We start from the raw sequence: 25,836 nt of genomic DNA, 5'->3' as shown, positions 1-25,836 counted from the left end.
CCATGGCGCCGCTGCGAATCGCCGTCGTCGGTTCCGGCCCGGCAGGGGCCTTCTGCGCCCAGATCCTGACCGAGGACACCGACCACGAGGTCCGCGTCGACGTGTTCGAGCGACTGCCCACGCCTTTCGGGCTCGTACGGTACGGCGTCGCCCCCGATCACCAGAAGATCAAGTCGATCGTCGCGTCCCTGACCGAGATCTTCGAGAACCCCTCCGTGCGATTCCTCGGCAACGTGACAGTCGGCTCGGACATCACGATGGATGAGCTGCGCGCCCACTACGACGCGGTCATCCTGGCCTCGGGAGCGCCGCTGGACCGCCGCCTCGGCACTCCCGGCGAAGACCTCAGCGGTGTGGTCGCCGCGCGTAACTTCGTGTCGTGGTACAGCGGTCACCCCGACGCGACCTTCGACACGTCGGTCCTCACGGCGGAGCGGGCCGTCGTGGTCGGTGTGGGAAATGTGGCGCTCGATGTCGCCCGCATGCTGGTGCGCACGCCCGACGAGCTGCGAAGGACCGACGTACCCGAGCATGTGATCGACACACTGGCCGGCCACTCGGTACGAGAGGTGTGTGTGGTCGGCCGACGGGGACCCGAGCACGCCAAGTTCACGAACAAGGAGTTCCTGGAGCTGGCCGAGGTGGAGGGCGCCGACGTGATCGTCTCTCCGGACGATCTGGCGCTCTCCCAGGAGGCGCGGGCCGGCACCCGGCCGGCGACCGCACGCCTGCTCGCCTCGCTCCAGAAGGTCGCCGACCGCAGGCCGCAGGGGCGGCCGCGCTCCATCCGCTTCCTGTTCAACCGCACGCCGGTGGAGTTCGTGGGTGACACCTCGGTCTCCGCTGTACGTCTGGCGCACACGACACGTCCCGAAGTCGTCGAGGATCTCCCCACCGGACTGGTGCTGCCCGCCGTCGGCTATCGCGGTGCCGCCTTGAGCGGGGTCCCCTTCGACGACGCATCGGGCACGATCCCCCACCGTGACGCGCGGGTCCTCGACGGCGAACGGGTCCTGCCCGGCCTCTACGCGGTCGGCTGGGTCAAGCGGGGCCCCAGCGGCGTCATCGGAACAAACCGGCTCTGCGCGAGCGAGACGACCGCCGCCCTCCTTGCTGACGCACCTGACCTGTCGGGGAAGGGCTCCGGTCCCGCGGGCGTCGACGCACTGCTGCGCTTGCGTGGCGTCGCCGTCGTCGACTGGAGCCGCTGGCGGGCCATCGAGGCCGCCGAAGTCGCACGCGGTGAAGCCACCGGCCGCACGCGCGTGAAGCTGTATGACAGGAACGAGATGCTGCTCGCCGCGGGGGCGGCCACGTAGCGCGTCACCACTCGGGCGTCCGGACACGTTCGAACCACTCCGTGGAGCATGAGGTCTCCCCCCGCCTTCGAGCGGGGGGAGGCCTCTTGCGTTGCTGCCCCGACGCCGGGCGACAATCGACCATGGGCAATCAGCCAGCAAGGAGCGGCAAGCCCTGATAGTGTTCTCTTTAAAGGAATCATGATTCTGCTGTGCGGGAATCGGCGGTACAGAAGGAGCAGGGAGTGGCGACGCAGAACACGACGCAGGACACGGTGGCCGCACCTGAGCGCCAGCGCCATCCACTCGCACGTGGCATCGAGATCATCACCTTGATGATCGACGGTGGGGAGAAGGCCTACGGGGTGCGAGAGATCGGCAACCGACTGGGCGTCAGCGCGAGTACCGCTCACCGGCTCCTGGGCGACCTGGAGGAGCTGGGCATGGTCGGCCGCACGCCGGCAGGGAACTACCGGCTCGGGATGGAGTTTCTGCGCCTGGCCTGGACCGCGAACGCCCGCTTCCCCCTGCGCGAGGCCGCCCTCGACATCCTCTCCGACCTGGCGCAGGGCAGCGGCGAGTCGTCCTTCTTCGCCGTCGTCAACGAGCAGCGCCGCCAGATGATGTTCGCCATGTCGGTGGAGTCCTCACACCCCTTGCGGTACACGGTCCCGCAGGGTGTCTGGCTTCCGCTCCACGCGGGCGCGAGCGGCCTCGCCATTCTCGCCTTCCTCCCTCCCGAGACTCAGCACGAGATCACACACGGCAAGCTGGACGCTCTCACGGACCGCACATGGATCGACCCCGATCGACTGGCAGAGCGTCTGGCCGGCATCCGGCGTGACGGGTACGCCATCTCCCACGGGGAGCGCATCGACGGAGCGATCGCCATCGCGGCGCCGGTTCTCGGACCGTCGAACGTCGTGATCGGCGACGTGGGCATCACCATCCCCGAGACCCGGTTCAACGCCGCGTCGACCCAGGAGCTCACCGCGCTCGTACTGAAGTCCGCGGAGGCGTTGACGAGCCGGTTCACGGGGAACCGGCCCGGGGTGCCCGAGACGGATCCCGACGACGTCTGAGGGCCTGTGGTGGACACGTGGTGCCACCACCGCCCCTCGACGGCAGCACGAGCGCCCCACTGGTTACGACGCGTCATAACCAGTGGGGCGCTGCTGCGTCCGGCCCCTCACAGGCCCCGTGTGCCGTCAACCGTGCACAGCCTCGTCGCTCAGGCCGGCACCCGCTGGAGTGCCTGCACGATGTCGTCGACCTTGGTCTTGGCGTCGCCGAAGAGCATCTGGGTGTTGTCCCGGAAGAAGAGCGGGTTCTGGACTCCGGCGTAGCCGACGGCCATCGACCGTTTGAAGACGACGACGTTCTTCGCCTCCCACACCCGCAGCACCGGCATGCCGGCGATCGGGCTGCTCGGGTCCTCCGCGGCGGCCGGGTTGACGGTGTCGTTGGCACCGATGACCAGGACGACGTCGGTCTCGGCCAGGTCGTCGTTGATCTCGTCCATCTCGAGAGCGATGTCGTAGGGCACCTTCGCCTCGGCGAGAAGCACGTTCATGTGGCCCGGGAGCCGGCCCGCGACCGGGTGGATGCCGAAGCGGACGTCAACGCCCTTCTCGCGCAGGATGCGTGTGAGCTCGGCGACCGGGTACTGCGCCTGCGCGACCGCCATGCCGTAGCCCGGTGTGATGACGACGCTGGAGGCACTGTCCAGCAACGAGGCGGTCTCCTCCGCCGTGATCTCGCGGTGCTCGCCGTGGTCGACCATGCCCGACGGGCCGGCCTCGATACCGAAGCCACCGGCGATCACCGAGAGGAAGGAGCGGTTCATCGCCTTGCACATGATGTACGACAGGTACGCACCGCTGGAGCCGACGAGCGCGCCGGTGACGATCAACAGGTCGTTGTCGAGCAGGAAGCCCGAGGCCGCGGCGGCCCAGCCGGAGTAGCTGTTGAGCATCGAGACCACGACCGGCATGTCGCCGCCGCCGATGGAGGCGACCAGATGCCAGCCGAAGAGCAACGCGATCGCGGTGACCACGACGATCGGCCACGGGGCCGGGTCGGCCACGAAGTACACCGTCAGGGCGGCGAAGGCGAGCAGGGCCAGCAGGTTGAGCAGGTTCTTGCCCGGCAGCACGAGCGGAGCCGCCTTGATCTTCGCGCTCAGCTTGAGGTAGGCGACGATCGAGCCGGTGAAGGTGACCGCGCCGATGAAGACCCCGATCAGGACCTCGGCGTGGTGGATGCGCAGCAGGGAACCTGAGAAGGTCTCCAGACCGCCGCGCTCGACCTCGAGGTACGACGCCCAGCCGACGAGGACCGCGGCGAGGCCGACGAAGGAGTGCAGCAGCGCGATGAGCTCCGGCATCCCGGTCATCTGCACGACGCGGGCCCGCCACAGGCCGATGGCCGCTCCGATGACCACGGCGGCCACGAGGATCAGCACGGCGCTGCCGCGCGCGGTCGAGTCGTGGAGGGAGAGGCCGATGGTGGCGGCCAGGGCGATGGCCATGCCGACCACGCCGTAGGTCAGGCCCTGCTTGGCCGTCGTGTTCTTGGAAAGGCCGGCGAGGCTGAGGACGAACAGGAGGGCCGCGATCAGGTAGGCGGCGGTCGCGATCGAGTCGACGGACACGTCAGGCACCCTTCGAGAACATGTTGAGCATGCGCCGGGTGACGGCGAAGCCACCGAAGATGTTGATGGCGGCGAGCAAGGTGGCGATCCCGGCCAGGATCTGGATCGACCGGTGGTCGATGCCGATCTGGATGAGTGCGCCGACGACGATGACTCCGGAGATCGCGTTGGTGACCGACATCAGCGGCGTGTGCAGCGCGTGGGCCACCTTGCCGATCACGTAGTAGCCGATCACGACCGCCAGCGAGAGCACGGTGAAGTGCTGCGGGATCGGGGCCGGGGCGCAGGTGTTGATCAGGAAGAAGGCGGCCATGCCGACGAGGACGAGGCTGAGCTTCGCGCCGGCGGAGAGGGGCTTCTTCGCCTCCTTCGGTACCGCCTCGACCGTGGGAGCCGCGGCAGGGGCCGCGGACACCTTCACGGGTGGCGGCGGCCACAGCTTCTCGCCGTCGCGTACGACGGTGATGCCGCGCTGCACCTCGTCGTCCAGGTCGAGGACGAGATGACCGTCCTTGCCCGGGGTCAGCAGCTTCATGAGGTTGACCAGGTTGGTTCCGTACAACTGACTGGCCTGGGTGGGGAGTCGGCCGGCGAGGTCGGTGTAGCCGAGGATCGTGACGCCGCCCGCCGTGACGACCTTCTCACCGGCGACGCTCCCCTCGACGTTGCCGCCCATGCCCGCCGCCATGTCGACGATGACACTGCCCGGCTTCATCGACGCCACGTCGGCGGCAGTGATCAGCCGGGGCGCCGGGCGGCCCTGGACCAGCGCGGTGGTGATGATGATGTCGACGTCGGCGGCCTGCTCCGAATAGAGCTTGGCCGCAGCCTCGTTGTAGAGGTCGGATGTAGCCTTCGCGTAGCCGTCCGAGGACTGCTGCGCCGCCTCCGCGACCACGACGGGGAGGTACTCGCCGCCCAGCGACTTCACCTGGTCGGCGACCTCCGGGCGCGGGTCGGTGGCCCGCACGATCGCTCCCAGCGACGACGCGGCGCCGATCGCGGCCAGGCCCGCGACGCCGGCTCCGGCGACGAGCACCTTGGCCGGCGGCACCTTGCCCGCGGCCGTCACCTGGCCGGTGAAGAAGCGGGTGAACTCATGGGCGGCCTCGACAACAGCGCGGTAGCCGGCGATGTTGGCCATGGAGGAGAGGACGTCGAGCGACTGCGCACGGCTGATGCGCGGCACCGCGTCCATCGCCAGCACCGTGATCTTACGGGTGGCGAGCGCGTCGACCAGTTCGGGGTTGACGGCCGGTGCCAGCGTCGAGACGAAGGTGGCGCCGTCCTTCGGTGTGCCGACCTCGTCGGGCGAAGGGCCGTTGACGCGCAGGACGACGTCGGCGCCCCACGCCTCGTCGGCAGAGCCGGTCCGGGCCCCGGCCTCGGCGTAGGCCGTGTCGCTGAACGAGGAGAGCTCTCCGGCTCCGGCCTCGATCACAACCTCGTACCCGAGGCCCATCAGTTGTCTGACCGTCGCGGGGGTCGCGGCGACCCGTGTCTCCCCGACCGGCTCACGGGGCACTCCGATGAGCATCGTCAACTCCTTCAGCATGCATGGTGCCGCGCCGTTGTGGGGCGGGCATGGCGAAGGTCTGGTGCCGGTCCGCTCCACCGGGCCGGCACCAGACCTGTTCAGGGATCAAGGGTCACGCGTGAGTAAGTAAAGGATCAGGACAAGATCAGTACAAGAGGAGCGGGTTGATGAGGACGCCCGTCGACCGGTGGATCGCCGTCGGCGCGGCGACGAGCAGACCCGTCGACGTGCCGGCCGCCTTCAGCTCGGCGACGGCAGGACCGAGCAGGCAGTTGTCGACGAGGCAGAGTCCGATCGCGTAGATGAGGTTGTGCACCTCCAGCGAGCCGCCCGGATTGTCACGCGCGTCATGGAAGTCCCAGAGCACGAGGCCGGGGTTCTTCGCGGCGATCCACTTCGCGCCGTCCTCGCCGATACCGGGGCGGCGGACGGCCGCGGCCCCGCTCGGGTACACGTTCCCCGCGGCCTCGTAGCGGTCGCGGCCCTGGTAGATGATGAGCGCGTCGCCGGATTCGAGGGTGACGCCGGTCGCGGCGAGGGCCGCGTCGAGCTCCGCCGCCGTGACCGGCTCCTCGGCCGTGATCCAGTCGACGCCGCGTACCGCCGCGACATCGAGCAGCACACCGCGGGTGGCGATGCCGTGTTGCGCCCAGTTCACCATGGTGTCCTCGTCGGTCTGGGACGCCGAGGCGGGGATCGGGCCGTGCCAGCCGTTGTCCGCGCCGATGTGCGCGAGCCCGTCGAGGTGGGTGTTGTGGACACCGTGCGCGTCGTACTTGATGACGTCGCCGCCGTGCGCATGGCGACCGTAGATGCCGATCTGCACCTCGAGTTCGACGCTGCCGTGGCCGTCGCGGAGCTCTGACACGCCCAGTTTCTGCCAGTCGCGCTTCTCGGCCTCGGCCACCGCGCGGCCGTCGGCGAGGCGGCCGGGCCGGGTCTCCACCTCGCGCTCGAGCGAGGCGGCCCTGCCGAGCTTGACCTGGGCGACGCCGCGCAGGCGGGCGGCCTCGTCGATGAGCGCCACCGAACCGCGGCACTGCTCCCCTTCGACGTGACGCTCCTTCTCATGGGCGTCGGCGATCTCGCGCAGCCACGGGGCAAGCGGATCCGGACCGAGGTCGTCAGTCATCTTTGACTCCGTTCTTCTCTCAGGATTCGTACCCGAGCCTTGTGAGGCCGGCGGCTTGCCCGGGTCCTCACCACCGCCCCGCTCGTGCGGGCGACGGCTTCCGTCTTAGGGTGGCGTCGCGCGTGTCATGACGAGTTGCCGTGTCGCTCGGTACGCATCCACCCGCCGAATACTGCGTCCCGCACAACCGAACAAGAAGACGCTACAACGCAATGGTTCGGATTCTGCTCGCACCCGGATGAGCTGTCAATGGACGGCCCCGAGAGCCGCACGCTTATTTCTTCACGCGAGCTTAGTTCTTGACACGGTGGCAGCGCGCGGCCATTCTGTGTACGCCGCACAACAGTACGTTCGTTCGGTTCAATGGAACGGTGTGGGCCGGTCACGCCAGCACGGCCGGTCCCCGAGAGCGATGACGCCTCCGGCTCACGGAGTCGGACCAGGGCGCACCGCGATGAGAGGGGCGCGGATGAGTACCGCGGAGATGGACCCGACAGAGATCGACTACTTCACCGACGCCAAGGTCGCGGCGGACCCGGTGCCGTACTTCGACCACATGCTCGCCAACTACCCGGTGTGGCGCGAGCCGAAGTACGGGGTCGTCATCGTCACCGGCTACGAGGAGGCGCTGCAGGTCTACCACCAGCCCGACGTCTACTCCTCGATCAACAGGACGGGCGGGCCGGTCCTCGACCTCCCCGTGGAGCTGGTCGGCGACGATCTGACGGAGATTCTGGAGCAGTACCGCGAGTACTTCCCCACGAACGACCAGTTGGTGACGTTCGATCCGCCCCTGCACACGGACCACCGCGCGCTCCTGATGGGTCTCATCACCCCGAAGCGGCTCAAGCAGAACGAGGAGTTCCTCCGGCGCACCGCCGACCACTTCCTGGACGAACTGCTGCCCAAGGGCGGGTGCGACTTCATCTGGGACTACGCCAAGCGCTACGCGGTGCTCGCCGTGGCGGACCTCCTCGGGGTTCCCGAGGCCGACCACCCGATGCTGATCGAGCTGCTGGCCACCGAGGCCCCGATGCTCGGCAATCTCCAGCTTCAGGCCGCTCATCACAACAGCCTCGAGCGGCTCTACGACTACTTCATCGGGAAGATCGAGGAGCGGCGGGCGAACCCGAGCGAGGACATCCTCACCGGGATGGCGCTCGCGACGTTCCCCGACGGCACCCTCCCCGAGCCGATCCACGTCGCCCGCATCGCCTCGAACCTCTTCGCCGCCGGACTGGAGACGACCGTCCAGCTGCTCGGCATCTCGCTCGCGCGCCTCGCCGAGGACCAGGACCTGCAGGGCCTGCTGCGCCGGGAGACCGCGCTCATCCCCAAGTTCATCGAGGAAGTACTGCGCATCGAGGCGCCGATCAAGGGGTCGTTCCGGCTCACGAAGGTCGCGACCACGATCGGCGGTCTGGATCTCGCCCCCGGCACCGTGGTGCTGCTGCTGCACGGTGCCGCCGGACGCGACGCGCGGATCTTCGACAACCCCGCCGAATTCGACGTCCAGCGCCCCAACGCACGCCAGCACCTCGCCTTCGGCCGCGGCATCCACACCTGCCCCGGAGCTCCGCTGGCCCGCGCGGAAGCGGTGTACTCGCTCCAGCGGCTCCTGGAGCGTACGGAGAGCATCACCCTCTCCGAGGAGCATCACGGGCCGGCCGGCGATCGCCGTTGGAACCTCATGGAGAGCTACAAGTTCCGCGGGCACACCCACCTGCACCTGGAGTACAGCGAGCGGAAGGCCGGCTGATGGCTGACGAGATCACGGTCGATCGCGACCGTTGCATGGGGTCGGGGCAGTGCACTTTCTACGCGCCGAACACCTTCGACCTCGACGACCTGAGCATCGCGTTCGTCATGGATCCGCACGGTGACAGCGACGACAAGGTCGACATGGCGATCAACGTGTGCCCGACCCGATCCATCGCCCGCGCCACCGCCGCGGCAGAGAACGGAGGAGTGCGATGACCATCGAGACCGAGGCACCCGTCTCCGTACCGATCCCCGACCTGGAGAGCGACAGCCTGCTGGGCACCTTCCCCGAAGGCGAACGCCTCGTCGGATCGCGGTGCGACCGGTGCGGCCAGACGATGATCGGCGCGCGGGTGGTCTGCAGTTCCTGCGTGGGCCGCGAGATCTCCCGGGTCCCCCTCCCCACGGCCGGGGTGCTGTACTCCTTCACCCGACTCCACGCCAAAGGTCAGGACGTACGCCCCCTCGGCTACGTCGACCTCGACGGCGTCCGGACACTGGCCGACCTGCGCGAGAGCTCCACACCGCTCCAGCCGGGCATGCGCGTCGAACTCGCTGTCGACGGCGGCCACTGGTTCTTCGTGCCGGTCGCCGGCGCCTGACGAGAGGACATCTCATGAGTGACAACGTGTTCGTCGTCTCCGCGGCGATGATCCCGTTCGCCAAGCACCGGAGCTCGTCCTACGTGGGTCTCGCGGTGCCACCGCTGATCGACGCACTCCAGGGCGCGGGCATCCAGAAGTCCGACGTCGACGCCGTCTACGTCGGGCACTCCTACGGCGGCATGATGACCGGCCAGCGGATCACCAAGGAGATCGGCCTCGGCACGATCCCGACGGTGAACGTCGACAACGCCTGCTCCAGCGGCGCCACCGCCGTGCACGAGGCGTGGACGGCGATCTCCCAGGGCCTCATCGACGTCGCCGTCGTCATCGGGGTGGAGAAGCTCACCCAGTTCGGCGGCGGAATGCTGCCGCTGTCCCCCGAGGACCGCGAGGTCAAGCAGGGCATCGTCATGCCCGCCGTCTACGCGATGCGCGCGACGCGCTACCTGTACGAGACCGAGGCCACCGCCGAGGACCTGGCACGGGTCAGCGTGAAGGCCCGCAAGCACGGCGCGCTGAACCCCTTCGCACAGTTCCGCGAGGAGGTCACGGTGGAGCAGGTCCTCGCGGCACGCCCCGTCGCCGACCCCCTCACCCTGCTGATGTGCTGCCCGACCGGCGACGGAGCGGCGGTCGTCGTCCTCGCCTCCGAACGCGCCCGTCAGCGCCTCGGCACGCCGCGCGGCATGCGCGTCGCCGCCTCGATCCTGCACTCGGGCCAGGTCGAGGAGGGGTTCCGTGACATGACGAAGCCGGAGATCACGTACGACTCCGCACGGGACGCGTACGCCCAGGCCGGCATCGGTCCGGAGGACCTCGACATGATCGAGCTCCACGACGCGTTCTCGATCGCGGAGCTCGTCTACTACGAGGCGTTCGGCCTGACCGAGAAGCAGAGCGCGGTGGCACTCCTGCGTGACGGCAGGACGACCTTCGGCGGCGACGTCGTGGTGAACCCCAGTGGCGGTCTCCTCGCCAAGGGGCACCCGGTCGGCGCGAGCGGCGTAGCCCAGATCACCGAGGCGTTCTGGCAGCTCACCGGGCAGGCAGGGGCTCGGCAGATCGATGGCGCCCGCACGGCGCTGACGCACGTCACCGGCGGCGGCACCGCCGGCCTCGACCACGGCGCGTGCACCGTCCACATTTTCGAGGCGGCATGACGACCACCGAACGCCCACCCCTGGAGGGCCTGCGCGTCATCGATCTGACGACCTTCCTGTCCGGGCCCTCGGCCACCCAGCTCCTCGGTGACCTCGGCGCGGACATCATCAAGGTCGAAGCGCTCGGCGGCGATTCGAGCCGGGCCATCGTCGGACCGACGGTCGGCGGTGACAGCGCCTACTACCTGGCCAACAACCGGAACAAGCGCAGTATCGCGATCGACCTGAAGTCGCCGCGCGGGCTCGACATCGTGCAGCGCCTGATCGACGGTGCCGACGTCGTCATTGAGAACTTCCGGCCGGGCGTCACCACCCGGCTCGGCATCGATCCGCACGACGTGGTCGCGCGCCGGCCCGCGCTCGTGTGGGCGTCGATCAGCGGGTTCGGACAGACCGGGCCGCTGCGCGACCGGCCGGCCTACGACATGGTGGTCCAGGCACTCAGCGGTGTCATGAGCCTGACCGGACATCCCGGGGCCCCGGCCGCACGGCTCGGGATCCCGGCCGGTGACGTCGTGGCGGGGCTGTACGCCGTGATCGGGATCCTGGCCGCCCTCGAAGCACGCCATGAGACGGGGCGGGGCCGGATCATCGACGTCTCGATGCTGCACGGCCAGCTCGCCATGCTCTCCTACCAGGCCCTGTACACCAACCTCAACGGGGTGGCACCGGGGCCCCAGGGCGCGGCCCACGACTCGATCGCGACGTACCGCTCCTTCAGGGGCGGGGACGGCCGCGAGCTCGTGGTCACGGCCAACACGCCGCGGATGTGGGAGGGCTTGTGCCGGGTCCTCGGTGTCGACGAGCTGATCGACGACGAGCGCTTCCTCGACGCCGCCCGTCGGCTGCGGAACAAGGAGGAGCTGTGGGCGATCCTGGAGGAACGGTTCGCGCAGCGGCCTGCGGCTGAGTGGGTCGACCTGCTCTCCGCCGCGTCCGTCCCCGCCGCCCCTGTGCGCAACGTCCTCGAAGCGCTCGCGGACGCACGGGCCGCCGCCGACGGGAGTCTCGTCGTGGTGCGCGCCGACGAAGCGGCCTTCGAGAACGTCTCGACCCCGATCCGCTTCGAAAGCACCGCGGAAGTCGAACCCGCCTACCCGCCGGCGCTCGGCGGGAACACCGTCGACATCCTGGTCGACGAGCTGGGCGTCCCGGCCTCGGAGGTCGACTCGCTGATCGCTGATGGCGTCGTCGCCGCGCGCGCACTCGGAGATCCGGTCACATAGGTGCGATGCCTGGCCACGCCGTCACCGGGGGAGGTACGCCATCCCCCGGTGACGGCGTGGGCGTCGGCCTCGGGATCAGCTCAGTGAGAACACACGACGCACGTGGGGCCCGGCCGGACGATGAACTGCTCATCGTCCGGCCGGGCTGATTGCGTTTCAGGCGCGTGTGAAGGCCGGGGCGAGGGCACAGGACACGCCCCCTCCCGAACATCAACTTCCCGTGCAGAGAGGCACGTTGGCCGTCCACGTCCACGGACTTCACGCTTCGGCGGCGCGGTCCGGGCCGTATCGGCCGTCACGGATCGGCCCCGTGCTCACCGCGCACCTGATGCTCGCCCCACGAAGAGACCACACTGCCGGCCCGGACACCGGCTCGCCATCGGTCCCCGCCTCGCCTCCTGCGCGTCGCCGAGGTGACCCTGCGGACCACGGCGTGGGCGGCTTGGCCGGGTGCGACGAGATCGAGGTCCCCCGGCGGCCGGGGGACCTCGATCTCGTATCCGGGAGGGCTCACCTCACGGTCGGGTGCGCACCACCTCAGACGGCGTGCGGAACCGCGGCGGCAGCCTGCGGCAGGGCGTCGGTCGACCTGATCGATGCCCGCCGGATGAACCAGGCGGCCACGAGGCCCAGCGCGGCGGCGACAGCGACCATGATGAACAGCTCGTTGTACCCGGCGCGCGTGCTGAACGACGTACCAGGGACGAGGTGCTGGGACAGCAGAACCGTCCCGATGGAGGTGCCGACGGCGGAGAACGCGGTCTGCGTGACCATGTAGACACCGGACGCTTCACTGGTGTTGGGCCCCGGGACCCCTTCGACGATCAGATTCGGGAGCGAGCTGAGCAGGAAGCCCGTCGCACCGGTCAGAACGATCTGCGAGACCATGAATCCGATGACGGTGTCCAGCAGCAGTGCCGACAGCAGGGCCGCCGCGATGCTCAAGGCCGCGCCGACGATGAGGGCGTTGCACGAGCGGCCGTTGCGGGAGACTCTGCCGCTGAGCGGGGCGAGCAGGAACCCGATGAGGCCGATCCCGAAGGACATGTTGCCGGCCGTTCCCGCGCTCAGGCCGAGGCCGACCGGAGCCGCCTTTGGCATCTGCCAGATCAGCTGACCGACGAAGCCCGAGACTCCCATGGTGCCGAAGGAGACGAACGCAGTCGCCACAAGCGTCAGGCCGAGCTTGCGGTTGAGGAAGAACCGGATGTTGATGAGCGGCTCGTCGACTCGGAGCTCCCAGAGGACCCACAGAGCCAGGACCGCGAGACCGCCCACGATGAAGCCGATGGTCTTGCCGCTCGACCAGCCCCACGTGCTGCTCTCATGAACCCCGTACAGGGCGAGGCCGATGCCGGGCGCGAACAGGATGCCGCCGAACCAGTCGACGCGCCCCAGCCGCGCCGTGGTGGTCGGGCGGGGCAGGAACAAGGCGCCGACGGCGCTGACGGTCGCCACGACCGCGGCGACCACGAAGACGTAGTGCCAGCCCCAGGTGTCGACGATGTTGCCGGAGATGATGTTGCCGGCCGCGCCGCCCCACATGGCGGCACCGGCGACGGTGGCCACGGCCACCGGCAGGTTCTTCTTCGGCACGCTCTCGCGGAGGATGCCGACGCACAGCGGGACCAGACCGCCCGCGAGTCCCTGGATCGCCCGCCCGGCGATGAGCCCGCCCAGGCTGTCCGTGGCGAGGCTGACGACCGAGCCGATGATCGATGCGAGCAGCACGACAATGAGTACGTTGCGGCGGCCGAAGGCGTCGCCGAGCCTGCCGCTGATGGCCGCAGAGGCGGCACCGACGAGCAGGAAGCCGGTGAGGACCCACCCGGCGTCGCTCGGGGTGGTCTTGAACTGCTGGATGATCTCCGGCAGGGCCGTATACATCATCGTCGCTTCGAAGGAGCTCACGACCGCGGCGAAGATCAGGATCACGACGATGAGAGCGATGGGTCGCTGAGGCCGTGGATCGGCTTCCAGCTCGGTGGTGGATGACATCGTGGCTGCTTTCGTCTGGCATCCGGGCGTCACCGGAGTCCGGCTGCGGGATGCGCGCTGATGGGGCTTTTCGCCATAGACGTCGAGCTATCTACCGACGCCCGACTGTTTCGTTATAGAGAACGAGTGCCCTATACAACGCGAGAGTGTGATCCGCCCCATAGGCGCTGTCAAGGAGTCAGACCAGCACAGTTTTAAGCCTCCATGCTTGACAAGCAGGAAAGAGCAGCCCGATGCTGAGCACGCCTGGTAAGACAACGTCCGTTCTTTTGGACGAAACGCACGTGTTTCCCACGGGAGTTGACCGTGGGGCCGGAAACGGAGGGCTCGATGTCCAGCCACGTCAGCATCGATCGGGCAGGGGGAGCACCCGGATCCGCCGAGCGCGACCTTCCCGTACCGCTCCGTCATCCGGACCGCCTCTATATCGACGGCCGTTGGGTGCCCCCGGCGCAGTCCTCGGCTTTCGACATCGTCGACCCCGCGACGGAGGAGCTCTACTACCGGGCCGCCGAGGCCGGCGCCGCCGACATGTCCCAGGCCGTCGACGCCGCTCGTCGCACTTTCGACCGGACGGACTGGCCGTTGCTCGCCCCGGCCGAACGGGCCGAGTGGCTGCGCAGGATCGCCGACGGTCTTCGCCATCGGGCGGGCGACGCGAGCCGACTGTGGACCCGCCAGGTGGGTGTCCTCTATTCCATGTCGGCCGCCTCGATCGAGCGCGTGGGAGCGCATTACGACTACTACGCGGACCTCGCCGCGGACTTCCCCTTCGAGGTGCGCCACGACACGGTGCAGGGCGCCTTCGGCGCGGTCGTCCGTGAGCCGATCGGTGTCGTGGCGGCGATCGTCGCCTGGAACACACCGATGTCGCTGCTGGCCTACAAGGTGGCGCCCGCGCTGCTCGCCGGGTGCACGGTGGTCGTCAAGGCGCCGCCGGAGGCTCCTGGCGAGGCCTACGTCCTCGCCGAGATAGCCGAGGAGATCGGTCTGCCGGCAGGCGTACTGAACGTCGTCACTGCCGACCGTGAGGTCTCCGAGCAGCTGGTACGTGATCCGCGGGTGGACAAGGTCGCCTTCACCGGATCCAGTGCCGTGGGACGGCGGATCGCCAGTATCTGCGGTGAGCGCATGGCCCGGTACACGCTCGAGCTCGGCGGCAAGTCGCCCGCGGTGATCCTCGACGACTACGACATCGAGACGGCGGCCAGGACACTGGCCGAGGCGGAGTGCACCCTCAACGGACAGGTCTGCTCGTCCCTGACCCGCATCATCGTCAGCCGTCACCGCCATGACGAATTCGCCGAGGCGCTGGGCACGTTCTTCGGCGAGGTCCGCATCGGCGACCCGTTCGACCCCGCCGCGCAGCTCGGGCCGCTCGCCATGGAACGCCAGCGGGACCGCGTGGAGAGCTACATCGCGAAGGGCGTGGCCGAAGGCGCGAGGCTCGTCACCGGCGGTGGCCGCCCCGACGGATTCGACACCGGCTTCTACGTCGAGCCGACTGTCTTCGCCGGCGTGGACAACCAGTCGACGATCGCTCAGGAAGAGATCTTCGGCCCCGTGCTCAGCGTCATCCCCGCCGACGACGAGGAGCACGCGGTCGACCTCGCCAACGAGACGGTCTTCGGACTCAACGCGACGGTCTTCACCAACGACGTCGACCGTGCGCACCACGTCGCCCGGCGCATTCGCGCGGGCACGGTCGGGCACAACGGCTACCGGACCGACCCCCGGATGGGTTTCGGCGGGTTCAAGCAGTCGGGTGTCGGCCGTGAAGGCGGGTCCGACGGCCTGCTGCCGTACCTGGAGGCGAAGACCGTGATTCTGAGCGGTACGCCGACGGGCCGAGCCTGACACAGGCAGCGCCACACCACTTCAGGCAGCACCGCAGCCGCAGCCGCAGCAATTGTTCACATTGACTACGCAGGAGTAACTCATGTCGGGACGAGTCGAAGGCAAGGTCGCCTTCATCACCGGAGCGGCCCGAGGTCAGGGCCGCCGCCACGCCGTTCGCTTGGCCGAAGAAGGGGCGGACATCATCGCCGTCGACCTTCTGGAAGACATCGAGACAGCCCCGTATCCGCTGGCGAACAAGGCGGACCTCGACGAGACGGTCCGCCAGGTCGAAGCCCTCGGCAGGCGCATCATCGCCAAGCAGGCGGACGTACGCGAGCTGCGGCAGCTGCAAGCGGTCGTGGACCAGGGGGTGGAGGAACTCGGCGGGCTCGACATCGTCGTGGCCCAGGCGGGGATCCTCACCATGGGCACGGACACCCCGCAGGCCTTCATCGACGTCGTTCAGGTCAACCTCGTCGGAGTGATCAACGCCGTCACCGCCGCCGCGCCGCACCTGCAGAGCGGTGCGTCCGTGATCCTCACCGGTTCGACCGCGGCGCTGCTGGCCGGCTCCGTCGACATCGCGGGTGCGGGCGGTCTCGGCTACGCCCACTCCAAGCGGCACGTCGCCCGGCTCGGGCACGACCTCGCGCGCGTCTACGCAGGTCAGCAGATCCGCGTCAACGTCATCCACCCGACGAACGTCGAGACCGGGATGATGGACAACGAGTTCATGTACCACGCGTTCCGGCCCGACCTGGAGAACCCGACGCGTGAGGAGATGATTCCTTCGCTGGCTTCCAAGTCGCCGATGAACATGCCGTGGCTGTCGCCCGACGACGTCGCCGAGGCGGTGCTCTACTTCGCCTCCGACGCATCGAGGTGGGTCACCGGTCAACAGCTCAAGCTGGACGGCGGGCAGCTGCTTCCCATCGGGAACGCGGGCGTGCCCGCCTGATCCCACAGCGCCGAGAGGCGGCAGCGCCTGTGCGTTGAGGTCGTGGCCGGCGAGCCGCCTGTCGGCTCGCCGGCCGTGAACCGCCCTCATACCTACAGGTCGGCTTGGCAGACCGTGCCCGGGGGCGTCCTCGCGGAACTCGCGGACGCCACTTCGGGGCCCACCGTACGGGCACATACAAGCACAAGAGCTCAATAGAGTGCACGATACTCGGCAGGTCGCACCATCGACATGGCCCCCATCGCCGACTTCACCAAATTCAGTACACTTAAATTGCCTGATGGCTGTATCGTTCGGCCATGAGGATCGGAATGACCTTGAGCTACAGCGGCGGTTTCCGGGACACGGTCGCCGTGCTCGGCGACTACGAGAAGGCCGGGCTCGACATCGTGTTCGTCCCCGAGGCCTACTCCTTCGACGCCATCAGCCAGCTCGGCTTCATCGCCGCGTGTACGGAGCGCCTGGAGATCGCCTCCGGCATCCTGCAGATCTACACCCGTACCCCCTCCCTCACCGCAATGACGGCCGCCGGACTCGATCATGTGTCCGACGGCCGGTTCACGCTCGGCATCGGCGCGTCCGGGCCGCAGGTGATCGAGGGGTTCCACGGGCAGCCGTACACCGCTCCCCTGGCCCGCACCCGCGAGATCGTCGAGATCTGCCGTTCGGTCTGGCGCCGGGAGCCGGTGGTGCACGAGGGACGCCACTACCGCATACCGCTCCCCGCCGACCAGGGCACCGGGCTCGGCAAGCCGCTCAAACTCATCAACCATCCGGTACGTGAGCGCGTCCCGATCCTGCTCGCCGCCATCGGCCCGAAGAACGTGGCACTGGCCGCCGAGATCGCCGAGGGCTGGATGCCGATGTTCTTCCACCCGGAGAAGGCGGGCACGGTGTGGGGTCCCGCGCTGGCCGAGGGGTCGGCCCGGCGCGATGCCGTCCTCGGGCCGCTGGACGTCGTGGTCTCGGCGCCGCTGGCCATCGGTGACGACGTCGACGACCTGATCGATCTGGCCCGCCCTCAACTCGCCCTTTACATAGGAGGGATGGGAGCCCGCGGCCGCAACTTCTACAACGACCTCGCCCGCCGCTACGGCTACGAGTCCGAGGCCGACACCATCCAGGACCTGTACCTGTCCGGGCGCAAGGAGGAGGCCGCGGCCGCGGTCCCGGAAGACCTGCTGCGGGCGACCTCGCTCATCGGCGCTGCCTCCCATGTCGCCGAGCGCGTCGAGGTGTTCCGCGCCGCGGGGGTCGGCACGCTCCGCGTCGCACCCGTGGCACGCACCCACGAGCGGCGGCTCGCCGACGTGGAACGTGTCAAGTCCTGGGCCCTTTAGAGGTCGCGCGGATAGGCGCGGTTGGGGACACCGGCGGCAGGACGGGCACAGGTCCTGGTGATCATGGAGTTGCGACGCTCTGTGATCACTGGGGAGAACTGTGCCCGCGCTTCCATCATGGCTGACTGAACCGCTCTGGGACCAATTCGCGGTCCTGCTTCCCGAGCGGCCGGAATTCCACCCGGACCATCCGCTCGGCTGCCACCGCCGACGCATCAGCGACCGGATCATCTTCGACAAGCTTTTGCAACTGCTGCGTTTCGGCTGTTCTTACGAGGCGATCGCCGACACCACCTGCTCGGCCACCACGATCCGCAACCGTCGCGACGAGTGGATACGATTAGGCGTCTTCGCCCGGCTCAAACTGATCGCGCTCGGCTCCTACGACCGGATCGTCGGCCTCGTCCTCGACCAGATCGCCGTGGACGGCTCCATCACCAAGGCTCCCGGAGGCGGCGAGGTCGCCGGACGCTCACCGGTCGACCACGGCAAACAGGGCCTGAAACGCTCGGGCATGGCGGACGGTTACGGCATTCCACTGGGTCGTGTCCTGGCCGGCGCCAACCGTCACGACTCCCTGCTGCTCGCCCCGACCCTGGACCGCCTGGACGACCTGGGGCCGTTGCCCGACGACGTCACCGTGCACCTGGACGCTGGCTACGACTCGGACAAGACCCGCGCGCTGCTCAATGAACGCGGCCTCCACGGCCGCATCGCGCACAAAGGCGAGAAGGCGCCCATCCAGGCCAGTCAGAGGTGGCACGTGGAGCGCACCCACGCCTGGCAGAATGCCTTCTACCGACTCGCCCGCTGTTACGAGCGGCGCGCTACCGTCGTCGACGCATTCTTCGACCTCGCCGACACGATCATCACCGTGCGCAGTCTGATCCGGCGGACATGGACGACTCACCGCTGGGACAAACGCCCGAACCGCCGACCATGACCGCCGCGCACCTCTAAACGTCGCGCACCGCCAGCACTTCGACCGCTGCCCCAGACGACTCCAGCAGTGGTGCAGCGGCAGAACACCGGGGATTCGGATTGGGTCCAGCGGGCCGTGGTCGGCGGCTTCCGCAGGTTCCTCACCGTTCAAGGCAAACGGTCGGCGAGGCGGAGTGCCGCTGGGGAAGGGGGCTGTCAGTGCCTGCCGTGATAATCACCTCGCCACGTTGACCGCGCCGATCGGAGACACCTGTTGTCCACGCTCCATGAGTTCACGACCTGGGAGCCTCTGCTGCGCATCCTGCGGTCCGCTCACACCACGGCGCCGGGCGCTTTGGCCGGTCACATCGCCGGACGGATCGGCACCCACGCGTACAGCGTGCCGATGCCATGGGGGACGATGTTCACCATGCACGGGCAGGCGTCTGGCGTGGCGGACAGACAGCCCGAGTTCGACGCCGTTCAGCGGGTGCGGGACGCGCTGGCGGAGGCCGACGCCGACGGCGTCTCCTTCGTGGCCCAGATGTCCCCGGACGGCCCGGCCGTGCTGCACCTGCTCGACTTCGGGCCCGCCGTGGAGGTCGAGGTCAGCGGGCCGCTCCCGGGTGCGCTCGTACTGGTCGAAGGTGCTGTGCCCGAGCCCTGGCGCCGGCTGCCCGATCCGGTGCCCGACGCGAAGCCCTCGCCGGCGGCGGATCCGGCAGCACTGGAGCGCTTCCTGCGCGAACGCCTCCCCGACGCCATCGGCGCGACCGAGGAGGAGATCGCCACGGCGGAGGCGCGCCTCGGGATACCGCTGCCCGACGAGCTCAAGGCGCTCTACCGGGTGACGCGGGCCCGGTGGGACGACCTGGCCGACGACGAGGCGATGTGGCACCTCATGGAGACGGTGACCTGCGATCTGTTCCCCCTGGACGAGTTGTACGTCGCCGACGCGCCCTCCCGGCACTCCCCGTGGCGGTTCGCGGCGATGGAGACGGTCGGTACGCCGCCCGGCGCCGCGGTGCAGGGGCTGGTCGGATCGCCGGGCTGGATCGTCTTCGGTAACAACGACGGCGACCATCTCGCGGTCGACCTGACGCCGGGGCCAGCCGGGCACACAGGGCAGATCATCATGCTCAGCCACGAGGAGAGTGTCGGCGCGGGCCTGATCGCCGACTCCCTCACCGAACTGATGCTCCGCCTGCCCGCACAGCGCCGTCGCGCCCCGCGGACGGAGGAACCGCCTGCCGTGGCCCGGGTCAACATCCGCAGCCTGACGAGCGTCGAGGCCGCGGCGCACCCCGCACTGGAGGTCCTGAGCATCGGCGTGTGGGAGGACGAACCGCTCAGCCTGGAGCCCGTCGTGGACCTGCCGCGCCTGCGGACCCTTCAGGCCTACCCGGGGACGCTCGCCGACCCGTTGGAGATCTCCCGGCTCACCGGCCTGGAGTTCCTGGCGCTCTGCTCCCAGGACTGGCGTGTGCTCCTGGACGCCGACATGGTCCCGCGCAGCCTGCTGGCCGCCGGCATCGAGGTGCGCAACGACGTCGACCCCCTGCCGGTCGTGGACCTCGCCAACGAGATCCTCGCCCGCTGGGACCGCCCCTTGATCACCCGCACCACCCTGGAGGGCAGCCTCGGCCCCGTGCCGTAGCCCATGCAGGCCGAGGCGACGGGGGACGGCGTCAGCCACGCACGGGCCACACGGGCCAGTGGTTCGTGCGCGGCAGCCCCCCGTTCTTTCGCTTCTCGCGCGCCAGCCGGGCGTAGCCTTGGCAGATCTTCGAGATCCGGCCGTGCGCGGCGATCATCCGCTCGTTGCTTCTAAGACGGTTACCGCATCGCGCGGCCGCGGACGGGTTTGCTTACCTCTACTAGCAACTACCAGTTACCGTCGAACATGGGACACCTTTTAGCGACCGCCTATCTGCGCGACCTCTTAGTGCCCTTCGTCGACGAGGGGCTGGTGCTGGAGCCCGACGGGCGGCCGGGATGTGCGGTGCGCCGCGTGGTGGTCGACGACTGGTACCAGGCATGAGGCGTGACGCGGCAGGGATCCTCCTGCGCGACGTGGAGATCCACCCGTACACGGCGAGAGCCGACTGCCGCATCCGGCACGGCAACCTCGTACAGATCGGCCGTGAACTGCTCCCCGCTCCCGGCGAGTTGGTGATGCGAGGAGAAGGCGGGGCGCTGCTGCCCGGCCTGGCCGACCACCACCTCCATCTCGCGGCGACAGCGGCGCAGGAGACGTCACTCGACGTGTCCGCCCTGTCCCGCGGTGAGCTGGCGGCGGCGCTGGCCGGGGCGGACGCGGGCGACGACGGATGGGTCCGCGCGGTCGGTCACGACGAGGTGGCCCACGGGGATCTGGGCCGCGACACCCTCGACGCGTACCGCGGCTCCGTCCCCGTGCGCGTGCAGCACCGCTCCGGTGCCCTGTGGTCGGTCAACTCCGCCGGGCTCGCCCGGCTCGGCGCCCACCATGCCTCGCAGGAGGGCATCGAGCGAGACCGGACGGGCCGGCCCACCGGCCGACTGTGGCGTGCCGACGGCTGGCTGCGCGATGTGCTCGGCGCGAGGCCGCCGTCCCTGCGGTCCTTGGGCGCGCGGCTCGCCTGTCTCGGGGTCACCCATGTCGCGGACGCCACTCCGGACGCCGAGGCCGCCGAGGCCGTCTTCGCCGCCGTACGCGGCGGTGAACTGCCGCAGCACGTCATGGTGATGGCGGACGGTGCCGGTGCCCCGCGCCATCCACGGCTGAGCATCGGACCCGTCAAGATCGTCGTCACCGACCACGAACTGCCCGACCTCGACGACCTCGCCGAACGCATCGCGCGGGCCCACGCCGCGGGCCGGCCGGTCGCCGTGCACTGCGTGAGCCGGATCGCGCTGGCCCTGACGCTGGCGGCGCTGGAGCAGGCGGGCGGGCTCGACGGCGACCGGGTCGAGCACTGTGCCGTGGCCGATCCGTCCGCGGCGAAGGAGCTGGCACGCCGAGGCATCCGCGTGGTCACCCAGCCGACCCTGGTGGCCCGGCGCGGCGACGACTACTGGGAGCGGTCCGAGATCGGTGACCGCGCGGACCTGTGGCGGTACGGCACTCTCCTACGGGCCGGGGTGCGGGTCGCGCCCAGCAGCGACGCCCCGTACGGGGACCTGGACCCCTGGGCCTGCCTGCGTGCCGCGGCCGGCCGGCGCACACCGTCCGGCCGTGTGCTGGGCCCGCACGAACGGCTCCCGGCCCGGACCGTGCTGCGCGGCATGCTCGCTCCGCTCGACGATCCTGGCGGGCCCCCGCGCCGGATCGCGGTGGGCAGCGCGGCGGATCTGGTACTGCTGGACCGGCCGCTCACGGACGCCCTGCGGGCACCGCACGCGCGACACGTACGCGCCACGCTCATCGCGGGGCGGCTGGTGTACTGCGCGGACGGTCCGGCCTGACCGAGTCCGGTCCGCTCACGCGAGGTCCGGCCGCAGCCGCGCCAGCACCCGGTCCGTGTCCGCGCCCAGGTCCGCCGCCCGCGCCGGCGCGATGGGCGCACGGGCCCGCAGCACCTGCTGGGCCTGTCCCGACGCGGCGCATTCGACCACGGTTCCGGCCGCGCCGGTGCGCACCCGGTGCGGGCCGTGCGACATCGGGGGCGCCGCCGCGAACGCGGCCGCCACGTCCCGCATGGAGACATCGATCAGCTGCCCGCCGCCCACGCGCACCGAGGCGGCCGCGCCCAGCGCGGCGACCAGCCCCGTCAGCGGATCCGCGATCGCGTCGGCGCAGAACACCGGCCGTCCCCGCGACCGGCCCACCAGCCCCCCGGCGACCGCGGCGTCGTCGCCGAAGGCGACCCGGTCCGGACGGCCGCGACCGTACCCGGTGATGCTGATCCACACCGTTCCGGGGCGGTGGCCGAGTTGTTCGGGGGCCAGTCCCAACTGGGCGAGGGCGCGCGGCCGGGACGCCTCGATCACCACGTCGGCGGCCCGCACCACAGCGGCGAGCGCCGCGCGGCCGTGCGGGGAGGTGAAGTCGACGGCGACGCTTTCGTGGCCCGCGTGCAGCCAGTCGTAGAAGCCGCGGTCCCCGGCGCGTGCACCGTCCGGCCGCCGCGTGCTCTCGACCTTGACGACCCGGGCACCGGCCAGGCCGAGCAGTCGCGCGCACAGGGGCCCGGCCCACATCGAGGAGAGGTCCACGACGAGGGCGCCGTCGAGCGGGCGTGCCCGCACGGTGGGCGGGGCGAGCGGCGAGACCCGCCACGGCGCGGACGGCTCCCGGGGTTTGTCGGGGAGGACGGCCGCGGGTACCGCGAACAGGCGGACGCGGGCCACGAACTCTGCCGCCGGTGTGTGCTGTGCCGCGTCGGCGAGGTCGCTCCAGGGATCGCGGACGTCACCGCGCTCCAGGATCGCCGGTACGAGGTCGAGGTCGTCGGGACGGCTGAGGGTGAGCGCGCACCAGCCGTCCGCGGTGGGCAGCAGGCGAGTGGCCCCGCCCACGCAGACGTGTCCCCGCCGCGTGAGACCGAGGGTGCCCGCACGCGCGCCCAGCAGGAGCGCGGGGTCGATGCGGACCGGCCCCGCCCCCTGCACCGAGGTCAGCCGGGCCAGCGCCCCACTGACCGCGTTCACCAGGGTCAGCATCGAACCGGGCGCCATCAGGGGCGGCCCGTCCTCGTCACCGGTCAGGGCCATCGCCCCACAGGCCGCCCACTCCAGGTACGGGCAGCACCCGGCCGCGTCGATGTCCGGGTCCGGCCGCAGCGACAGGTCCCCGATACCGCTCAGCCAGCGTCGAACGGCCTGGGCCGGTGGTTCGTCTCTCACCGGCCCGTCTGCTCTCCGCCCCGCTGGTGGATCCGCGGCAGCAGGCAGCGCGCCGACCGCCCCGCGATCGCTCCCGCCCACACCCCGGCCCCGTACGCGAGGTCGTCCAGGCGGCGCGCCAGAATGAAGCGGACCGGATCCAGGTCGGGGGCGAGACGGCGGTACTCGATGACGCCGTCGACGAGGGCCGCGGCGGCGGTGGCCCGGCGGACCCGCCGGGAGACCAGGCAGCCCGCTGCCGTCAGGGGCCACCAGTGGCGCAGCAGCAGGGCCGCCGTCTGTTCCGCCGTGCCGGCCACGCCCAGTCCCGTCAGGGACAGGGCTGTCCGGTACGGGTGCTCGGTGCTCGCGGTGGCCTTACGGGCGTATCCACGGGTCACCGCGGCAAGCACGGTGGCGGCCACCGGCACGCTCCAGCGGCGCTGGGCGAGAGCGGTGAGGGCCACCGCCGCCGCCCACGGTGTCAGGGCGGCCGGGGCGATCGCCGAGCCGTGCCGCAGCTCCAGCGCGTGGGCGCCGGTCCCGTAGTACGCCTTGCGGCCGAGCCAGTCGCGCAGGTGCGTGCGATGGTCGTGGCGGACCGCGACCGCCGGTTCGTAGCGGACCCGGTGGCCCGCCCGGGCGAGGCGCCAGACCAGGTCCACGTCCTCGCCGACCCGCATCGCCGCGTCGAACCCGGGTCGGATCGCGTCCACCCGTGCCACCAGGCAGGCGCTGGGCACCCAGGAGACACGGGAGCCCTGCTGCACGAGCGCCGGCCAGGGCCCCAGATCCAGGGAGGAACGCGCCGCCTCGTAGCGGGAGATCCAGCCGGAGGCGGACGGCCCGGTGTCCGTGAGGCCCAGGACACGGGGCGCCACGGCGGCCAGGCGCGGGTCGTGGAAGTGGCGCAGGAGCGTCGCCAGCGCCGCGCTGTCGACGACGACGTCCGAGTCGACGAAGGCGACATACGGCGTGCGAGTCCGACGCAGTCCTTCGTTACGGGCGGCGGCCGGGCCACCGTTGACATCGAGGCGCACCAGGCGCGCGCCGCGTCCGGCCGCTACGCGTGCCACGGCCAACCGGTCGCGGGAGGCGTCGTCGACGACGATCACCGGGACCTGCCCGCCGAGGGCGTCGAGCAACCGGCCCAGCTGCGCCGGCCGGTCGCGTACGGGCACGACGACGGTCACCTGGGAGACGTCCACGGGGGGCAGTTCACACGCCACGGGGTGGGCCATCCCGAGGGACACCAGCCGGTCCGCGAGGCGGGCCGAGGCCGGGTCGTCGAGCTGAATCCGGCGGCCGCGCAGCAAGGGACGGGCGCGCTGCGCGAGCCGGACGAGCCGGGGCGGCGCCCCGCCGACCAGCACACGCCCTTCGTCGAACTGCCGCACCTGCGCGCAGAGTTGGACGACGGATCCGGTCGGCAGGCCGGACGGTGCGGTCGTCATCCGCGGAATCCTCCTTCGGCGCTCATCACGGCCCCGTTGGCGACCCCGCCCGACGGGGAGCAGCAGAAGGCGATGAGGGCGGCGACCTCCTCGGGTTCGTCGGCGCGGTCCGCGAGCGGACAGTCGACGCCGGCGCCGCGGGAGGCTCCTGTGCCCGTGCAGGCATCCAGCGCGAGCACGCGGTATCCCTGCGCGCACAGGGCGCGAACCGTCGCCGCGCCGATGCCTCGGGCCGCGCCCGTCACCAGCGCGACCCTGGCGTCCTGTGCCGTCACTGCGAGGCCCTCTTCCTGTCCGCACGTGTCGCGTCCACGCGGCGGGCGACGTCGGCGACGAGCTCGTCCAGGAGCCGTGCGCCCGCCTCGGCCGTCGCGCCGGTCGGGTCGCCGAGCACTCCCGTCGGCGACACGCCACCCACCCCTTCGGCTCGCAACGCGGGCATCAACTCCCGGATGGGGGTGGTGTTTCCACGCACCGCTGCCGTCATGTCCACCTGGTCCGGGGCGAGATGGAGCAGCAGGGAAGTCTCCGTGTGCCCGGCGTGGGCGTCGCCGCCGACCGGCTCGCAGGGCACCCACACGACGTCCCGGCCCTCGTCTGTCAGCTCCGCGACCGCTCGCATGAGGCAACTGACATTGCCTCCATGGCCGTTGACGAACACGACGCGGCCGGACCACAGCGAGAGCGAGCGGACGAGTTCGACCAGCATGAGGCGCAGCGCCTCATGGCCGATGGAGATGGTGCCGGGGAAGTCCTGGTGTTCTCCACTGGCGGTGAACGTGATCGGCGGCGTGACCAGGACGGTGTCCTCCGGCCGCCGGCCTCTGAGCCGACGCGCCGCGCCGCGCGCCACGGCGTCGGCGATCCGGGTGTCGGTGTCCAGGGGCAGATGGGGCCCGTGCTGTTCGAAGGAGCCGACCGGTACGAGGACCATCGGCCGCCGCGGCACGGCCGGCCAGGGCCTGCGCGCCAGGTCGCCGGTGTGCGCGTGCGTGGTCACGCCGACACCCCCGCGCCCGGTGCCCGGGTGAGAACGGACCTGGGCAGCCGCCTCTTGGGGCGTCGCTGCGCGTGCGCGGCGGACTCGAACCACCGGTTGGCCATGAACGTACCTCTGAGCTAAGGGAGTGGGGGGATCTGGCAGGGCG

General features: G+C 70.3%; 22 protein-coding genes. 14 read left to right on the top strand and 8 right to left on the bottom strand.

Translation table 11 applies throughout. The annotated features are described in order from the left end of the window. Positions 1-2 precede the first annotated feature (2 nt). Positions 3-1,319 (top strand): FAD-dependent oxidoreductase, encoded by a 1,317-nt coding sequence (locus tag ABT114_RS33605; RefSeq protein ID WP_351146691.1) that lies wholly within the window; start codon positions 3-5, stop codon positions 1,317-1,319. A gap of 224 nt (positions 1,320-1,543) precedes the next feature. Next, complete coding sequence (locus ABT114_RS33600) at positions 1,544-2,380, top strand: IclR family transcriptional regulator (protein ID WP_351146690.1); 837 nt, start codon at positions 1,544-1,546, stop codon at positions 2,378-2,380. 149 nt (positions 2,381-2,529) lie between these two features. Here ABT114_RS33600 and pntB read toward each other — a convergent pair whose 3' ends face one another. From pntB to ABT114_RS33585, 3 genes are all read right to left on the bottom strand, one after another. Further along, on the bottom strand, positions 2,530-3,951 hold the full coding sequence (pntB, locus tag ABT114_RS33595; protein WP_351146689.1) for a Re/Si-specific NAD(P)(+) transhydrogenase subunit beta: 1,422 nt from the start codon (positions 3,949-3,951) through the stop codon (positions 2,530-2,532). 1 nt (position 3,952) lies between these two features. Then, positions 3,953-5,488 (bottom strand): Re/Si-specific NAD(P)(+) transhydrogenase subunit alpha, encoded by a 1,536-nt coding sequence (locus tag ABT114_RS33590; protein WP_351146688.1) that lies wholly within the window; start codon positions 5,486-5,488, stop codon positions 3,953-3,955. A 145-nt stretch (positions 5,489-5,633) separates the two neighbouring features. After that, complete coding sequence (locus ABT114_RS33585; RefSeq protein ID WP_351146687.1) at positions 5,634-6,620, bottom strand: cyclase family protein; 987 nt, start codon at positions 6,618-6,620, stop codon at positions 5,634-5,636. Positions 6,621-7,089: 469 nt separating this feature from the next. On the opposite strand from ABT114_RS33585, the gene ABT114_RS33580 reads away from it, so the two are divergent. The 5 genes from ABT114_RS33580 to ABT114_RS33560 are packed head-to-tail and all read left to right on the top strand — an operon-like array spanning position 7,090 to position 11,372. Beyond that, positions 7,090-8,379 carry a cytochrome P450 gene (locus ABT114_RS33580; protein WP_351146686.1) on the top strand — a complete coding sequence of 430 codons (1,290 nt, stop codon included), beginning with the start codon at positions 7,090-7,092 and terminating at the stop codon, positions 8,377-8,379. After that, positions 8,379-8,597 carry a ferredoxin gene (locus tag ABT114_RS33575; RefSeq protein WP_351146685.1) on the top strand — a complete coding sequence of 73 codons (219 nt, stop codon included), beginning with the start codon at positions 8,379-8,381 and terminating at the stop codon, positions 8,595-8,597. Before ABT114_RS33580 ends, ABT114_RS33575 begins: the two co-directional genes overlap by 1 nt. After that, a complete protein-coding gene (locus ABT114_RS33570; protein ID WP_351146684.1) occupies positions 8,594-8,983 on the top strand; it encodes a Zn-ribbon domain-containing OB-fold protein in 390 nt (129 codons plus the stop codon). The genes ABT114_RS33575 and ABT114_RS33570 overlap by 4 nt, the downstream gene beginning before the upstream one ends. A 14-nt stretch (positions 8,984-8,997) precedes the next feature. After that, entirely contained in the window at positions 8,998-10,146 is a 1,149-nt protein-coding gene (locus ABT114_RS33565; protein ID WP_351146683.1) for a thiolase family protein, read from the top strand. After that, positions 10,143-11,372 carry a CaiB/BaiF CoA transferase family protein gene (locus tag ABT114_RS33560; protein WP_351146682.1) on the top strand — a complete coding sequence of 410 codons (1,230 nt, stop codon included), beginning with the start codon at positions 10,143-10,145 and terminating at the stop codon, positions 11,370-11,372. Before ABT114_RS33565 ends, ABT114_RS33560 begins: the two co-directional genes overlap by 4 nt. A 537-nt stretch (positions 11,373-11,909) precedes the next feature. On the opposite strand, the gene ABT114_RS33555 is transcribed toward ABT114_RS33560, so the two are convergent. Beyond that, on the bottom strand, positions 11,910-13,370 hold the full coding sequence (locus ABT114_RS33555) for an MFS transporter (protein ID WP_351146681.1): 1,461 nt from the start codon (positions 13,368-13,370) through the stop codon (positions 11,910-11,912). Positions 13,371-13,700: 330 nt separating this feature from the next. On the opposite strand from ABT114_RS33555, the gene ABT114_RS33550 reads away from it, so the two are divergent. From ABT114_RS33550 to ABT114_RS33520, 7 genes are all read left to right on the top strand, one after another. After that, positions 13,701-15,227: an aldehyde dehydrogenase gene (locus ABT114_RS33550; protein ID WP_351146680.1), complete on the top strand. Its 1,527-nt coding sequence runs from the start codon at positions 13,701-13,703 to the stop codon at positions 15,225-15,227. Positions 15,228-15,309: 82 nt separating this feature from the next. After that, on the top strand, positions 15,310-16,167 hold the full coding sequence (locus ABT114_RS33545; protein ID WP_351146679.1) for a mycofactocin-coupled SDR family oxidoreductase: 858 nt from the start codon (positions 15,310-15,312) through the stop codon (positions 16,165-16,167). A 299-nt stretch (positions 16,168-16,466) separates the two neighbouring features. Continuing rightward, positions 16,467-17,507 carry an LLM class F420-dependent oxidoreductase gene (locus ABT114_RS33540; RefSeq protein ID WP_351146678.1) on the top strand — a complete coding sequence of 347 codons (1,041 nt, stop codon included), beginning with the start codon at positions 16,467-16,469 and terminating at the stop codon, positions 17,505-17,507. A gap of 100 nt (positions 17,508-17,607) precedes the next feature. Beyond that, on the top strand, positions 17,608-18,450 hold the full coding sequence (locus ABT114_RS33535) for an IS5 family transposase (RefSeq protein ID WP_351146677.1): 843 nt from the start codon (positions 17,608-17,610) through the stop codon (positions 18,448-18,450). 252 nt (positions 18,451-18,702) lie between these two features. Beyond that, the gene (locus tag ABT114_RS33530; RefSeq protein ID WP_351146676.1) at positions 18,703-20,085 is read left to right on the top strand and encodes an SMI1/KNR4 family protein; all 1,383 of its coding nucleotides are present in this window, start codon (positions 18,703-18,705) and stop codon (positions 20,083-20,085) included. A 246-nt stretch (positions 20,086-20,331) separates the two neighbouring features. Then, a complete protein-coding gene (locus tag ABT114_RS33525) occupies positions 20,332-20,469 on the top strand; it encodes a hypothetical protein (protein WP_351146675.1) in 138 nt (45 codons plus the stop codon). After that, positions 20,466-21,875, top strand: coding sequence for an amidohydrolase family protein (locus ABT114_RS33520; protein WP_351146674.1), 1,410 nt, complete (start codon positions 20,466-20,468; stop codon positions 21,873-21,875). The genes ABT114_RS33525 and ABT114_RS33520 overlap by 4 nt, the downstream gene beginning before the upstream one ends. 15 nt (positions 21,876-21,890) lie before the next feature. On the opposite strand, the gene ABT114_RS33515 is transcribed toward ABT114_RS33520, so the two are convergent. Genes ABT114_RS33515 through mftE form a run of 4 tightly spaced genes read right to left on the bottom strand, consistent with a single transcriptional unit; the run spans position 21,891 to position 25,688 of the window. After that, a complete protein-coding gene (locus ABT114_RS33515; protein ID WP_351146673.1) occupies positions 21,891-23,255 on the bottom strand; it encodes a CoA transferase in 1,365 nt (454 codons plus the stop codon). Next, on the bottom strand, positions 23,252-24,688 hold the full coding sequence (mftF, locus tag ABT114_RS33510) for a mycofactocin biosynthesis glycosyltransferase MftF (protein WP_351146672.1): 1,437 nt from the start codon (positions 24,686-24,688) through the stop codon (positions 23,252-23,254). The genes ABT114_RS33515 and mftF overlap by 4 nt, the downstream gene beginning before the upstream one ends. Then, a complete protein-coding gene (locus tag ABT114_RS33505; RefSeq protein WP_351146671.1) occupies positions 24,685-24,963 on the bottom strand; it encodes an SDR family NAD(P)-dependent oxidoreductase in 279 nt (92 codons plus the stop codon). Before ABT114_RS33505 ends, mftF begins: the two co-directional genes overlap by 4 nt. Further along, a complete protein-coding gene (mftE, locus tag ABT114_RS33500; RefSeq protein WP_351146670.1) occupies positions 24,960-25,688 on the bottom strand; it encodes a mycofactocin biosynthesis peptidyl-dipeptidase MftE in 729 nt (242 codons plus the stop codon). Before mftE ends, ABT114_RS33505 begins: the two co-directional genes overlap by 4 nt. Between the last annotated feature and the right edge of the window lie 148 nt (positions 25,689-25,836).

This window comes from Streptomyces sp. NPDC002088 (assembly GCF_040296605.1).
Taxonomy (GTDB): domain Bacteria; phylum Actinomycetota; class Actinomycetes; order Streptomycetales; family Streptomycetaceae; genus Streptomyces.
Note: the sequence above shows the minus strand (reverse complement) of the source record. Positions and strands in the feature narration are given on the sequence as shown.

What these genes read in the sequence shown, in the direction of transcription:
- ABT114_RS33525 (WP_351146675.1), top strand. Translation starts at nt 20,332, where the DNA reads ATGGGACACCTTTTAGCGACCGCCTATCTGCGCGACCTCTTAGTGCCC.
- ABT114_RS33590 (WP_351146688.1), bottom strand. Translation starts at nt 5,488, where the DNA reads ATGCTCATCGGAGTGCCCCGTGAGCCGGTCGGGGAGACACGGGTCGCC.
- ABT114_RS33570 (WP_351146684.1), top strand. Translation starts at nt 8,594, where the DNA reads ATGACCATCGAGACCGAGGCACCCGTCTCCGTACCGATCCCCGACCTG.
- ABT114_RS33555 (WP_351146681.1), bottom strand. Translation starts at nt 13,370, where the DNA reads ATGTCATCCACCACCGAGCTGGAAGCCGATCCACGGCCTCAGCGACCC.
- ABT114_RS33540 (WP_351146678.1), top strand. Translation starts at nt 16,467, where the DNA reads ATGAGGATCGGAATGACCTTGAGCTACAGCGGCGGTTTCCGGGACACG.
- ABT114_RS33575 (WP_351146685.1), top strand. Translation starts at nt 8,379, where the DNA reads ATGGCTGACGAGATCACGGTCGATCGCGACCGTTGCATGGGGTCGGGG.
- ABT114_RS33545 (WP_351146679.1), top strand. Translation starts at nt 15,310, where the DNA reads ATGTCGGGACGAGTCGAAGGCAAGGTCGCCTTCATCACCGGAGCGGCC.
- ABT114_RS33520 (WP_351146674.1), top strand. Translation starts at nt 20,466, where the DNA reads ATGAGGCGTGACGCGGCAGGGATCCTCCTGCGCGACGTGGAGATCCAC.
- ABT114_RS33565 (WP_351146683.1), top strand. Translation starts at nt 8,998, where the DNA reads ATGAGTGACAACGTGTTCGTCGTCTCCGCGGCGATGATCCCGTTCGCC.
- ABT114_RS33585 (WP_351146687.1), bottom strand. Translation starts at nt 6,620, where the DNA reads ATGACTGACGACCTCGGTCCGGATCCGCTTGCCCCGTGGCTGCGCGAG.
- mftF (WP_351146672.1), bottom strand. Translation starts at nt 24,688, where the DNA reads ATGACGACCGCACCGTCCGGCCTGCCGACCGGATCCGTCGTCCAACTC.
- ABT114_RS33550 (WP_351146680.1), top strand. Translation starts at nt 13,701, where the DNA reads ATGTCCAGCCACGTCAGCATCGATCGGGCAGGGGGAGCACCCGGATCC.
- ABT114_RS33560 (WP_351146682.1), top strand. Translation starts at nt 10,143, where the DNA reads ATGACGACCACCGAACGCCCACCCCTGGAGGGCCTGCGCGTCATCGAT.
- ABT114_RS33605 (WP_351146691.1), top strand. Translation starts at nt 3, where the DNA reads ATGGCGCCGCTGCGAATCGCCGTCGTCGGTTCCGGCCCGGCAGGGGCC.
- ABT114_RS33580 (WP_351146686.1), top strand. Translation starts at nt 7,090, where the DNA reads ATGAGTACCGCGGAGATGGACCCGACAGAGATCGACTACTTCACCGAC.